The following is a 12,783-nucleotide window of genomic DNA, read 5'->3' as shown; positions in this document are numbered from 1 at the left end:
AGGGGCAGGGCGCTGTGGCACACTCGCCGGCTTCGGATTCGACCGTGACGCTGCGAGAGACATGCAAAAGATCATTCGGCAATTGGCCGCTGAAATCAGGGTGAACGAAGCGCAGGTGCGCGCTGCTGTAGACCTGCTGGATGGGGGCGCGACCGTGCCCTTCATTGCCCGCTACCGCAAGGAAGTGACCCAGGGCCTGGACGACATCCAACTGCGTGAGCTGGAAGCCCGCCTGGCCTACCTGCGCGAGTTGGAAGACCGCCGCGAGGCCATCCTGAAGAGCATTGCCGAGCAAGGCAAGCTGACCGATGCCCTGCGCGCGGCCATCGATGCGGCCCCCACCAAGCAGGAACTCGAAGACCTGTACTTGCCCTACAAGCAAAAACGCCGCACCAAGGGCCAGATTGCCCGCGAAGCCGGCATCGAACCCCTGGCCGATCTGCTGTTTGCCGAGCCGACCCGTGTGCCGGCGGACGAGGCCCAGGCCTATGTCAAGACCGCCAAGGGCGAAGACGGCAGTGATTTCACCACCACCGGGGCCGTGCTGGACGGCGTGCGCGACATTTTGTCCGAGCGGTGGGCCGAGGACGCCGGCCTGGTGCAAAACCTGCGCGAGTGGCTTTGGAATGAAGGTCTGCTGAAAAGCAGCAAGATCGAGGGCAAGGACGAAAACCACCCCGATGTGGCCAAGTTCCGCGACTATTTCGACTACGACGAACCCATTGGCCGGGTGCCATCGCACCGCGCCCTGGCGGTGTTTCGCGGCCGAACACTCGAGATTCTGGAGGCCAAACTGGTGTTGCCGGTGCCCCCGGAGCCGGGGCAGCCCTCGGTGGCAGAAGGGCGCATTGCCCTGCACCTGGGCTGGAGCCATGCAGGCCGACCGGCCGACGACCTGCTTCGAAAGTGCGTGGCCTGGACCTGGCGCGTCAAGCTGAGCCTGTCCACCGAGCGGGATCTGTTCTCGCGCCTGCGTGAAGAGGCCGAAAAGGTGGCGATCAAGGTGTTTGCCGACAACCTGCGCGACCTGTTGCTGGCGGCGCCCGCCGGTCCGCGTGTGGTGATGGGCCTGGACCCAGGCATCCGTACCGGTGTCAAGGTGGCCGTGGTCGATGCCACCGGCAAGCTGGTGGACACCAGCACCGTGTTCCCGCATGAGCCACGCCGCGACTGGGACGGTTCGCTGCACACCTTGGGCCGCCTGTGTGAAAAGCACGGCGTGAACCTGATTGCCATCGGCAATGGCACGGCCAGCCGCGAAACCGACAAGTTGGCCGCCGACCTGATCAAGCTGCTGGCCAAGATCGACCGTCACGTGGAGAAGGTGGTGGTCAGCGAGGCGGGTGCCTCGGTGTACTCGGCCAGCGAATTCGCCTCGCAAGAGATGCCCGATGTGGACGTGAGCCTGCGTGGTGCTGCCAGCATCGCGCGCCGCTTGCAGGACCCGCTGGCCGAACTGGTCAAGATCGACCCCAAGAGCATTGGCGTGGGCCAGTACCAGCACGATGTGAACCAGAGTGAACTGGCTCGCACGCTCGAAGCGGTGGTGGAGGACTGCGTGAACTCGGTGGGGGTGGATCTGAACACCGCCAGCGTGCCCCTGCTGTCGCGGGTGTCGGGCCTGAGCGCCGCCGTGGCCAAGGCGGTGGTGCGTTGGCGCGAGGCCAATGGCGCCTTTGCCAGCCGCCAGCAGTTGCTCAGCGTGAGCGGCCTCGGGGCCAAGACCTTCGAGCTGAGCGCGGGTTTTCTGCGCATCCGCGGTGGCGAGAACCCCTTGGACATGACCGGTGTGCACCCCGAAACCTACCCTGTGGTGGAGCAGATCATGGCCAAGACCGGCAAGCCTGTGGCCGAACTGATGGGCCGTGCCGACATGCTCAAGACCCTGAAGCCAGAGCTGTTTGCCAACGAGAAGTTCGGCGTCATCACGGTCAAGGATATCCTGGGCGAACTGGAGAAGCCGGGGCGCGACCCGCGGCCCGATTTCAAGGTGGCCCGTTTCAACGAAGGGGTTGAAGACATCAAGGACCTGCGTGAAGGCATGGTTCTGGAAGGCACCGTCAGCAATGTGGCCCAGTTTGGCGCCTTCATTGACCTGGGGGTGCATCAGGACGGTCTGGTGCACGTGAGCCAACTCAGCCACAAGTTCGTCAACGATGCGCGCGAAGTCGTCAAGACCGGTGACATCGTCAAGGTGAAGGTGATGGAGGTGGATGTGGAGCGCAAGCGCATCGGCCTGTCCATGAAGCTCGACGCCGCACCGGCGCGCCGCGACGGTCCGCGCGACAACCGCTTTGAAGGGGCTGGGCGCCAGCACCAGGGCGGCGGGCAGCGGCGCCAAAACGACGCGGCAACCCCATCTGCCATGGCTTCTGCATTTGCCAAGCTGCAAAACCGCTCGCGCTGACGATAATCGGAAACAATCAGTTTCAAAATCAATTTCCATGGAGCTTGACGCCCTTCTGGCCTCTGAAATCGCCCTGCCCAGCATTCCGCGGGTGGTGGCCTTGCTCATGCTGGAATTGGACAAGGACGAGTCGGACCTGCGTCGCATCACGCAACTGATCAGCACCGACCCGGCCTTGACAGCCCGCTTGCTGCAATTGGCCAACTCGGCCTTCTTTCATCTGGAGCGGCGAGTCAACGGCGTGGCCGAGGCCCTGGCCGTGCTGGGCCTGAACCATGTTCGGACCCTGGTGTCCGCGGCAGCGGTGGGCGGCGCCTTCCGCGGCGTGGCGGGCATCAACCTGCAGCAGTTCTGGCGCTACAGCCTGGACACGGCCAAGGTGTCCCGCATTCTGGCCGGCGTGGTGCGGCAGAACCCCAGCGCGGCCTTCACCTCGGGCTTGCTGCATGCGGTCGGCGAACTCGCCATGCACATGGGCATGCCGCGTGACATGGCGCTGCTCAACATGGAGCACGGGCCATTGGATCTCAAGCGGGCGCGCAGCGAGCGCAAGAAGCTGGGCTTCTGTTACGCCCAGGTGAGTGCCGGATTTGCCCGCAAATGGCAGTTTCCGGCGGCCATCGTCGATGCGCTCGAGTACCAGGTTGCCCCGTTCGAGAACGAGGTCTATGAGCCACTGGCGGGTGTGATCCACCTGGCTTCCTGGCGCACCCGCGCCAAGGAAGCGGGATTCACCGACCGCGAACTGGCGGTGAGCTTTCCGGACACCGTGGGCCTGGCGCTGGAGCTCGACATCGACATGGTGCTGCAGCAGGATCCGATCGACTGGACCACCCCCCAGGAAGTGGGCGCCTTTGTCTGAACCCGGACCCCACCAGCCGCGCATGCCCCGATGAGAGCGCTACGTCTTTATGCCGGGCCCCAGGCCCGCGCCCAATTGCAGGCCCACGGGCTGCAGCCTCAGCACATTCGCGTGGTGCCCGCGGCAGCCGGCGGCCCCAAGGGGTTGGTGCTGGGGCCGCTGGACCGTTTCCTGTTCGGCGAATGGCTGCCGCGCTCAAGCCAGCCCATCGATCTGGTGGGGGCCTCGATTGGGGCGTGGCGCATGGCCACGGCGTGCCTGGACGATCCCGTTCAGGCCTTTGCCCGGCTTGAACATGACTACATCGCCCAACGCTATGAACTGGCGCCAGGCCAGAAGCGCCCCAGCGCCGAGCATGTGAGCGAGCGATTTGCCGACAATTTGAAATTGTTTTTTGGCGGTCGCGAACATGAAGTACTGGAACACCCACGCTACCGACTGCATGTGATTGCCTCGCGCGGCCGGCACGTGCTGGCCCAGGAGCATGGTCTGGCCACGCCCCTGGGGTATCTGGGCGCATTTCTGAGCAACACCGTGCAGCGCCGTGCCATGGGGGCCTGGCTGGAGCGGGTCGTGTTTTCGGCCCGGCATGCCGCCTTGCCCTTCAGCACCCGTGATTACCGCAGCCGCCAGGTGGCCCTCACACCGGCCAATTTCATGGACGCCGTGCAGGCCAGTTGTTCCATCCCCTTTGTGCTGCGCTCGGTCAGCGGTATCGCCGGCGCCCCACCAGGGGCCTACTGGGATGGCGGCATCACCGACTACCACATGCACCTGGATTACCGAAGCCCCGCCCCGGGCGTGGTGCTGTATCCGCATTTTCAGCAGGCCGTGGTGCCCGGCTGGCTCGACAAGGCCCTGAAGTGGCGCCACCGTGCCAGCGCCTTTCTGGACCCGATGCTGGTGCTGGCCCCCGACCCGGCCTGGGTGCAGACCCTGCCCAACGCCAAACTGCCCGACCGCAAGGACTTCACCCACTATGGCAATGACCATGCTGGCCGTGCCGCCGCCTGGACTCGGGCCGTGCAGGCCAGCCAGCAACTGGCCGACGAGTTCGCCGAGTGGCTGCACGCCCCGGACATGGGTCGGGTTGAGGCCCTCTGAACGGCTCTTCCGGACTGGGCTGCTACCCGCTGTCAGGCTGACAGCGCAGTCTGGCGGTCATGCAGCTGGCCCTTGTGCGATCCGCGGCAGCGTGGGCGATGCCCACGCACCACGACAACGACTACAAGCTGCTGTTCTCCCACCCCGAGATGGTGCGCGACCTGCTGCTCGGTTTCGTGCCCGGCGACTGGGTGCAGGCGGCCAGGTTCGAGACGCTGGAGCGGGTGAATGCCAGCTACGTGAGCGAATCGGACAAGCAGCGCCACGACGACATGGTCTGGCGGTTACAGGTGGGGCCGCGCTGGGTCTGGGTTTATCTGCTGCTGGAGTTTCAAAGCCAGCCCGACGAATGGATGGCGGTGCGCATGATGGTCTATGTGGGCCTGCTGGCCCAGCATCTGATCAAGGAAGGGCAGTTGGAGCAAGGCAGGCTGCCGCCCTTGCTGCCTTTGGTCCTTTACAAAGGACATCGCTCCTGGTCTGCGGCTCAGGATGTGGCTGACTGTTTCGCCCCTGGCATACCTGCGCTGGAACCCTACAGACCGCGCTTGCTGTATCACCTGATCGATGAAGCCAGATTGAAGCTATCCCAGTCTGACGAAGTTCGGAACGTGACCGAAGCCTTGTTCAAGTTGGAGCACAGCGCCAATCGGTCCGATATCGCCAGGCTGGCGTACGCGATGGGTCAGGCGCTCCAGGCACCCGAGCATCAGAAATTGAGAAGAACCCTCAATGTTTGGCTCCGTCGCCTGATACGGCGCAAAATGCCGGACATCGTCACCGACGAACTCGATCAAATCCACGACCTTCTGAAAGGCCCGACCATGCTCGAAGAAACCCTGGAACGCCTTTACAACGAAGCCATTGAAAAAGGACTGTCCAAAGGGCATTCACAAGGATTGTCTCAAGGACTGACACAGGGCCTCTCACAAGGCCTTTCACAAGGCATCGCCATGATGCTGACTCGAGTGATAGAGCAGCGCTTCACCCCCGTGCCCGCCTGGGTCTACCAGCGGCTTCAGAGTGCATCGGTGGAGCATTTGGAAGCGTGGTCCGAGCACATGTTCAGCGCACCCACCCTGGAGGCTTTGCTGAATGAACCCAGCACCAGGCTTTGACAGGGCTCACATTGAGGCTTCCAGCATCTCGCGGTATTCCTCGGGGCTGGCGATGCGCGGGTTGGTCTTGTGGCAATGGTCGGCCAAGGCACCCTTGATCACATCGTCGAACTGATCCCGCGTGACGCCCATGGCGGCCAGGCCGGTGGGCAGGCCCAAGCGGGCGTTCATGTCGCGGATGGCGTCCGGGATGTCTCCGCCTGAGCGCAGGCCCATCGCGTGGGCCATGCGGTCCAGCCGGCGCTCACGCTGCACCGATTCGGCGCTGGCGTTGAAGCGCACCACCGCGGGCAGGAACATGGCGTTCAGCGTGCCATGGTGCAGGCGGGGATTCACGCCCCCCAGGCTGTGACTCAGGCTGTGCACACAGCCCAGGCCTTTCTGGAAGGCCATCGCGCCTTGCATCGAGGCGCTCATCAGTTGCAGGCGCGCCTCGCGATCCTGACCATTGCGGGTGGCACGCTCAATGTGGGCCCAGCCACGCTCCAGGCCGTCCAGGCCGATGCCGTCAGCTGGCGGGTTGAAGGCCGCCGACATGAAGGTCTCCATGCAGTGCGCGATGGCATCCATGCCGGTGGCCGCCGTGAGGCCCGGGGGCAGGCCCAGGGTGAGTTCCGGGTCGCAGATGGCTGCCCGCGGCACCAGGTGCCAGGAATGGAAGCCCAACTTGCGGTGGTCATCCACGATGATGATGGCGCCACGCGCCACCTCGCTGCCGGTGCCGCTGGTGGTGGGCACTGCGATCAAGGGGGCGGTGCGCTCGGTGATGCGGGGTGAGCCCCCTTCGATGGTGGCGTAGGTGGTCAGCGGGCCTTCGTGCGTGGCCGCAATCGCGATGCCCTTGGCGCAGTCGATGGCCGAGCCACCGCCCACCGCAATCAGCCCATCACAGCCCTGAGATTTGTACAGTTCGACGGCGGCCCGCACGGCGGCCTCGGTGGGGTTGGAGGGGGTTTGGTCAAACACGGTCAGGCTAAGGCCCGGCAGGGCATCCAGGGCCTTTTGCAGCACGCCCGCGGCGCGCACCCCGGCGTCGGTGACGATCAGGGGGCGATGGATGCCTACGCGCTCGCATTCGGCCGCCAGCAGGCGCACGGCGCCAAACTCGAACTGGATCTGGGTGACGTAGTTGATGAAGGCCATGAAGCGAAAATAAAGTGTCAGACGGGTTGAGGGGACACCGGTCGCCGATCGGACCAAGCGCCACGTTGTACGATGCGCAACTGACTTTACCGGCTGAAGCCTGGCCTGACCAGACGTTCAAACCCCAGGCAGATCACCCCGGCGGTCACTCAGGTGACAAGGCCCGGTGCTGACAGCCGCAACGATCCGAGACCGATGTCTTCCAGCACTTTTTCTCAAGCCCACCGGCTGACCCCTGCGATGCAAGGCGTGATCGACCGCATGCTCAAGGCCAGGCGTCCACCCTTGCACTCATTGTCCCCACGGCAGGCGCGCGCCGCCTATGCAGCCGGGGCCGATGTGCTTGAAATCAGCCGCCCTGAATTGGCCGAGGTGCGTGAGCTGACAATACCGGCCCGCGATGGGGTCGCCCTGCCAGCCCGCCTTTACCGGCCCACCCTGCACACAGGGCTGCCTGTGTTGCTGTACCTGCATGGCGGTGGTTTCATGATCGGCAGCATCGCCACCCATGACATCCTGTGCCGCAGCCTGGCCCTGCGATCGGGTTGTGCCGTGGTGTCGCTCGATTACCGGCTGGCCCCGGAGCACCGGTTTCCGACGGCCTTCAACGATGGCTGGGATGCCTTGCGCTGGCTGCATGGCCAAGGCCCCGGTCTGGGACTGGATTCATCAAGGCTGGCCGTGGGGGGCGACAGCGCTGGCGGCACCCTGGCTGCCGCCTTGGCGGTGCAGGCTGCGTTGGAAAGCCTGCCACTGGCCCTGCAACTGCTGTTCTACCCTGGCACCACGGCTTACCAGGACACCGTGTCGCACCAGCGCTTTGCCCATGGCCTGGTGCTGGAGGCGTCCCACATCCAGTGGTTTTTCGATCAGTATGTGCCCTCCCGTCAGGAGCGCGAGGATTGGCGCTTCGCCCCCTTGCTGGCCCCCGACACCGAGCAGCTTGCACCGGCGTGGTTGGGGCTGGCCGAGTTCGATCCACTGGTGGACGAGGGCATTGCCTATGCCGACAAGCTGCGTCTGGCCGGCCATGCGGTGGACCTGGAGATCTACCGCGGCGTGACCCACGAATTCATCAAGATGGGCCGCGCCATCCCTGAAGCCCTGCAAGCCCACCAACATGCGGCAGAGGCCATGCGCGCTGCCCTGAATCCCCCCACGGAGTCCCCATGAGCACCCCAGCGCCACAACGCAGCGATTTCCGATTCTTTCACCGCCTGCGCGTGCGCTGGGTGGAAGTGGACATGCAGAAAATCGTCTTCAATGGCCATTACGCGATGTACCTGGACACCGCCATGGGTGACTACTGGCGCGAGCTGGCCTTGCCTTACGAGGCCTCGATGCAGGCGCTGGGCGGTGAGCTTTACGTGAAGCGTCTGACGCTGGAGTACCACGCCTCGGCGCACTACGACGACGTGCTCGAGGTCGGCCTGCGCTGCCGACGCATTGGCAATTCGTCGATTGAACTGGTGGGCGCCATTTTTCGGGGCGATCAGTTGCTGGTGTCTGGCGAGCTGTTGTATGTGTTCGCTGATCCGGCCACCCAGACCTCGCGTCGCGTGCCGGATGCCTTGCGAAGCCTGCTGCTGGACCACGCCGCAGGCCAGCCGGTATTCGAGGTGCGCCGCGGTGACTGGACCACGCTGGGGGCCGATGCGGCCCGCGTGCGCACCGAGGTGTTTGTCCAGGAGCAAGCCATTCCCCTGGACGAGGAATGGGACGAGGCCGATGCCAACGCCCTGCACGCGGTGGTCTACAACCGCCTCGACCAGGCCCTGGCCACCGGCCGTTTGCTGGTGCATGCGCCCGGTGTGGCCCGCATTGGCCGCATGGCGGTTTTGCGGGCCATGCGGGGCTCGGGTTTGGGCGCAGACGTGTTGCGCACCCTGATGGAGGCCGCCCGTCAGCGGGGCGACCGCGAGGTGCTGCTGCACGCCCAGACCAGCGCCCGCGGGTTTTACGAAAAACTGGGCTTTGAGCCCCGTGGCGACGTGTTCTACGAAGTGGATATCCCGCACATTGAAATGGTGCGGGGCCTTTGATCCAAGACGCCGATCTGAAGACGCGAATCCGGTCCGTGGATCAGATGTCGGCCAGCAGCGGGTAGGGCAGGGGCTGCACCACCAGGGCGGGGCCATCCGGTGCGCCCAGGTGCAAGGTGGTACCGGCGGCACTGGCCGTCACCTGCACCACGGCCAGCAGATCGACCCCGCCGGTGGGGGACACGGCGGCCTGAACCACCACACCGCTGGGCTGATCGGCCGCATCATCTGGCAGAAACACCTCCTGGCCGGGGCTGGGGGCCTGCTCAAGACTGGCCAGACCTGCTCCGTGGGCCAGGCAAGTGCGGCGCTTCAGCGTGCCCCTGAACTGGCTGCGTGCCACCACCTCCTGCCCGGGGTAGCAGCCTTTCTTGAAGCTCACGCCGCCCACCGACTCGTGGTTCAGCATCTGGGGCACAAAGCTGTCGGTCTGCGAGGCACCGGGTGTCGGCACGGCGGCCAACACCTCCGACCAGGCCCAGAGCGACTCGGACAGGGCCGGCGCGGTGGACTCACTGCCGCTTGCCGGGCCCACCCACAGCGCGCGTGCCACACCGGCTGCCGGATACAGCGCAATGGCATGCCCCGCAGCGCAGGGGGCGGCCGTCCAGGGCGGGGTCTCTGCGGGCAGGGCGGCCAAGGCGGCTTCGCCGGCCAGGCCCCGCACGGTCAATTCGGCACTGGCATCGTCGAGCTTGACCTTGGCTCGCAGCACAAACATGGACAGGCGCTTCAGGCTGGATGCCAGCAAGGCCTGGGGGCATACCAGCCAAACTTCGGCGGCGCTCAGGCGCAGCAGCACAAAACTGGCCAGCAGGCGCCCCTTGGCCGAGCAATAGCCGGCCAGGCGGGCCTGCCCGTCTGGCAAAAGCAGCACATCCTGGGTCAGTTGACCGTGCAGGAACGAAGCAGCATCGTCGCCGCGGGCGCGAATCACGCCCAGCGTCGACAAGGGCGCCACACCGTGCAGCAGCGCCTGGGGAGAATTCATGGCTTGTGTCATGCGTGAATTATCATCCCCCGTCAAAAACTTGTTCGTGATGGGGCCTGGGCTGTGCGCGCTTTGCTGGTGATGTTGGTGTTGGTGGCAGCAGCCCTGGGCGGCGCCGTGTTCTGGTGGCTGGATGCGCCCTTGCGCCTGGCTGCGCCCACGATCGACCTCTCGATCGAACCTGGCACCTCGCCGCGTGCCCTGGCGCAGGACGTGCAGGATGCGGGTGTGGAGGTGAATCCCCTGTTCCTGTATGCGTGGTTCCGCTTTTCAGGCCAGGCCCGTGGCATCAAGGCCGGCAGCTATGAGCTTGACGCGACCATCACGCCCAGGCGCCTGCTGAGCAAGCTGGTGCGCGGTGAAGAGGCCCTGCGTGCCGTCACCCTGGTCGAGGGGTGGAACTGGCGCCAGGTACGCCAGGCCCTGGCACGGGCCGATCAACTCAAAGGCGACAGCACCGAGCTCGATGATGCCGCCATCATGGCGCGTCTGGGTCGCCCCGGGACGGTGCCCGAGGGCCGCTTCTACCCCGACACCTACACCTACTCCAAGGGCAGCAGTGATCTGGCTGTGTTGCAACGGGCGCTGCGGGCCATGGACAAGAAACTGGAGGCTGCCTGGCAGGCCCGTGACCCGAACCTGCCCCTGAAGTCGCCCGACGAGGTCCTGGTCCTGGCCAGCATCGTCGAAAAAGAAACCGGGCGCGGCAGCGACCGCCCGCTGATTGCCAGCGTGTTCGTCAATCGCCTTCGCACCGGCATGCTGCTGCAGACCGACCCCACGGTCATCTATGGGATGGGCGAACGTTTTGATGGCAACCTGCGCAAACGCGACCTGCTCACCGACACGCCCTGGAACACCTACACCCGCCCCGGCCTGCCGCCCACCCCGATCGCCATGCCCGGCCGGGGGGCCTTGCTGGCCGCCGTGCACCCCGCCGAGAGCCGTTCGCTGTACTTTGTCGCACGTGGCGACGGCAGCAGCCACTTCAGTGCCACCCTTGACGAGCACAATCGGGCCGTCAACCAATTCCAGCGTCGACCATGACCCCACCCACTCCCGGCTTGTTCATCAGTTTCGAAGGCATCGACGGTGCCGGCAAGACCACCCACATCGAGGGGGTGGTGGCGGCCTTTCGTGCCCAGGGGCGGGTGGTGTGTCAGACCCGCGAGCCTGGCGGGACGCCCCTGGCCGAGAAACTGCGCGCCCTGGTGCTGAACGACGCCATGGACCCCCTGACCGAAGCCTTGCTGATTTTTGCCGCTCGACGTGACCACCTGCAACAGGTCATCGAACCCGCCCTGGCCCGCGGAGAGGTGGTGGTGTGTGACCGCTTCACCGACGCGACTTTTGCCTACCAGGGCGGTGGCAGGGGCTTCGATCTGGACACCCTGGCCCAGCTCGAGCGCATGGTGCAAGGCCGCTCTGGTGGCAGCCTGCGGCAGCCGGACTTCACGATCTGGTTTGATCTCGACCCCGAGGTGGCGGCCGCCCGACTGGCCGACGCCCGTGTGCCCGATCGTTTCGAGTCTCAACCCGTGGCCTTCTTCGGCCAGGTGGCAGCGGGCTACGCGGCACGCGCCGCCGCAGCGCCTGGCCGTTTTGAACGCATCGATGCGGCTCAGAGCCGACACCAGGTCTGGCAGCAGATCACCCGGGTGCTGGTGCGCAAGGGCTGGCTGGCCATCATGGTGGCCGCCCATGGAGGTCTGCAATGAGTGAAGAGCGCGAGGCCCGCCCGCCCCTGGCGCCCTGGTTGCAACGGCAGCTTGACAGCCTGTTGAGCCAGCGCGGTCACGCCTGGCTGCTGCAAGGCCCCTCGGGCCTGGGTCAGTACCCGCTGGGCCTCGCCCTGGTCGAGGCCTGGTTGTGTGATGCACCCACACCGCATGGCGCCTGCGGCCACTGTGCCAGTTGCCACGCCGTGCGCGTGCGCACCCACCCTGATTTGATGGTGCTGATGCCCGAAACAGCGCTGCTGGCCCTGGGCTGGCCCTTGTCGGAGAAAGCGCAGTCTGAAATTGACGACAAGAAGCGCAAGGCCAGCCGCGAGATCCGTGTCGAGGCGATGCGCGAGGCGGTGCAGTTTGCCCAGCGCACCTCATCGCGGGGGCGCGGCAAGGCCGTGCTGGTGTACCCGGCCGAGGACATGAACCACATCACGGCCAATGCGCTGCTCAAAACCCTGGAAGAACCCCCGGGCGATGTGCGCTTTGTGCTGGCCAGTGAAGCGGCCCACCAGTTGCTGCCCACCATCCGCAGCCGTTGCCTGACCCACTCACTGGTCTGGCCAGGTGCTGACGAGGCCGGCCATTGGCTGGCGGGGCAGGGCTTGCCGGCTGCCGCCGCCGCGGCGTTGCTGCGCGCGGCCGGCGGACGCCCCGAAGACGCGCTGATGCTGGCCGCTGAGGGGCTGACCCCTGAGTCCTGGGCGCAATTGCCCCGTGCGTTGCTGCGGGGTGACCCCGGCGTGTTGGCCCACTGGCCCGCCGCACGCAACATCCAGAGCCTGCAGAAGGTCTGCCATGACCTGCTGGCCATGGCCTCCGGCGCGGCACCGCGTTACTTCATGGCCAGCGAACTGCCGCGGCCACCGGCCCACAAGGTGCTGCTGCACTGGTCGCGCAACCTCAGCGAGGCGGCTCGAACGGCAGATCACCCGTATAACCCAGGTTTGATGTTGGAAGCGCTTGTGAGCGAGGCACAAATCGCCCTAAACTCGGCCACAGAGTCCACGCCATGAACAGTCCCAGTACCCCGCGCCCCAGTGTTGTGCAGCTCGCCATCAAGGAGAAGGGGGCCTTGTATGCCGCCTACATTCCCTTGTTTGCCGAAGGGGGCATGTTCATTCCGACCGCGCGCGACTATCGCCTGGGCGACGATGTCTACGTGCTCTTGTCCCTGCCGGACGACCCGCAGCGTTACCCGATTGCCGGTCGTGTGGCCTGGGTCACGCCACCGCGGGCAGCTGGCAACCGCACCCAGGGGGTGGGTATCCAGTTTCCGCGTGATGAGAAATCCCGCTTGCTCAAGATCAAGATCGAGGAGATGCTGGGCAGCCACCTGGCCTCCGAGCGGCCCACCCAGACCATCTGAAATCTGCCGGCCGCCGTACC

The 12,783-nt window shown here is 65.6% G+C and carries 12 protein-coding genes; 10 read left to right on the top strand and 2 right to left on the bottom strand.

The window, feature by feature from the left end; all coding sequences use genetic code 11:
• Positions 1-61 precede the first annotated feature (61 nt).
• From AC3WUT_RS02750 to AC3WUT_RS02735, 4 genes are read left to right on the top strand one after another with little or no spacing between them, the layout of a single operon-like run.
• The gene (locus AC3WUT_RS02750; RefSeq protein ID WP_492345521.1) at positions 62-2,407 is read left to right on the top strand and encodes a Tex family protein; all 2,346 of its coding nucleotides are present in this window, start codon (positions 62-64) and stop codon (positions 2,405-2,407) included.
• A 37-nt stretch (positions 2,408-2,444) separates the two neighbouring features.
• Positions 2,445-3,269: an HDOD domain-containing protein gene (locus AC3WUT_RS02745; RefSeq protein ID WP_492345520.1), complete on the top strand. Its 825-nt coding sequence runs from the start codon at positions 2,445-2,447 to the stop codon at positions 3,267-3,269.
• A gap of 30 nt (positions 3,270-3,299) precedes the next feature.
• Positions 3,300-4,373, top strand: coding sequence for a patatin-like phospholipase domain-containing protein (locus AC3WUT_RS02740; RefSeq protein WP_492345519.1), 1,074 nt, complete (start codon positions 3,300-3,302; stop codon positions 4,371-4,373).
• 59 nt (positions 4,374-4,432) lie between these two features.
• Positions 4,433-5,491 (top strand): Rpn family recombination-promoting nuclease/putative transposase, encoded by a 1,059-nt coding sequence (locus AC3WUT_RS02735; RefSeq protein ID WP_492345518.1) that lies wholly within the window; start codon positions 4,433-4,435, stop codon positions 5,489-5,491.
• Between the two features lie 6 nt (positions 5,492-5,497).
• Here the strand turns inward: AC3WUT_RS02735 and gbd are convergent, their stop codons facing one another.
• Entirely contained in the window at positions 5,498-6,634 is a 1,137-nt protein-coding gene (gbd, locus tag AC3WUT_RS02730) for a 4-hydroxybutyrate dehydrogenase (RefSeq protein WP_492345517.1), read from the bottom strand.
• 195 nt (positions 6,635-6,829) lie between these two features.
• Between gbd and AC3WUT_RS02725 the strand changes: the two genes are divergently transcribed.
• Together AC3WUT_RS02725 and AC3WUT_RS02720 are read left to right on the top strand one after the other, a co-directional pair.
• Entirely contained in the window at positions 6,830-7,807 is a 978-nt protein-coding gene (locus tag AC3WUT_RS02725) for an alpha/beta hydrolase (protein WP_492345516.1), read from the top strand.
• Positions 7,804-8,676, top strand: coding sequence for a YbgC/FadM family acyl-CoA thioesterase (locus tag AC3WUT_RS02720; RefSeq protein WP_492345515.1), 873 nt, complete (start codon positions 7,804-7,806; stop codon positions 8,674-8,676). Before AC3WUT_RS02725 ends, AC3WUT_RS02720 begins: the two co-directional genes overlap by 4 nt.
• 40 nt (positions 8,677-8,716) lie before the next feature.
• Here the strand turns inward: AC3WUT_RS02720 and ygfZ are convergent, their stop codons facing one another.
• Positions 8,717-9,667, bottom strand: coding sequence for a CAF17-like 4Fe-4S cluster assembly/insertion protein YgfZ (gene ygfZ, locus AC3WUT_RS02715; protein ID WP_492345514.1), 951 nt, complete (start codon positions 9,665-9,667; stop codon positions 8,717-8,719).
• 81 nt (positions 9,668-9,748) lie between these two features.
• Here ygfZ and mltG point away from each other — a divergent pair, with 81 nt between their 5' ends.
• From mltG to AC3WUT_RS02695, 4 genes are read left to right on the top strand one after another with little or no spacing between them, the layout of a single operon-like run.
• Positions 9,749-10,714: an endolytic transglycosylase MltG gene (mltG, locus tag AC3WUT_RS02710; RefSeq protein WP_492345606.1), complete on the top strand. Its 966-nt coding sequence runs from the start codon at positions 9,749-9,751 to the stop codon at positions 10,712-10,714.
• Positions 10,711-11,385: a dTMP kinase gene (gene tmk, locus AC3WUT_RS02705; protein WP_492345513.1), complete on the top strand. Its 675-nt coding sequence runs from the start codon at positions 10,711-10,713 to the stop codon at positions 11,383-11,385. Before mltG ends, tmk begins: the two co-directional genes overlap by 4 nt.
• A complete protein-coding gene (locus AC3WUT_RS02700) occupies positions 11,382-12,410 on the top strand; it encodes a DNA polymerase III delta subunit-related protein (protein ID WP_492345512.1) in 1,029 nt (342 codons plus the stop codon). Before tmk ends, AC3WUT_RS02700 begins: the two co-directional genes overlap by 4 nt.
• Positions 12,407-12,763 carry a PilZ domain-containing protein gene (locus AC3WUT_RS02695; RefSeq protein WP_027474505.1) on the top strand — a complete coding sequence of 119 codons (357 nt, stop codon included), beginning with the start codon at positions 12,407-12,409 and terminating at the stop codon, positions 12,761-12,763. The genes AC3WUT_RS02700 and AC3WUT_RS02695 overlap by 4 nt, the downstream gene beginning before the upstream one ends.
• The last annotated feature ends 20 nt before the right edge of the window (positions 12,764-12,783 follow it).

It is taken from the genome of Curvibacter sp. EU05-FHT14A10, from assembly GCF_058791075.1.
The sequence above is the reverse complement of the archived record's forward strand: the minus strand, read 5'-3'. Positions and strand labels throughout refer to the sequence as shown.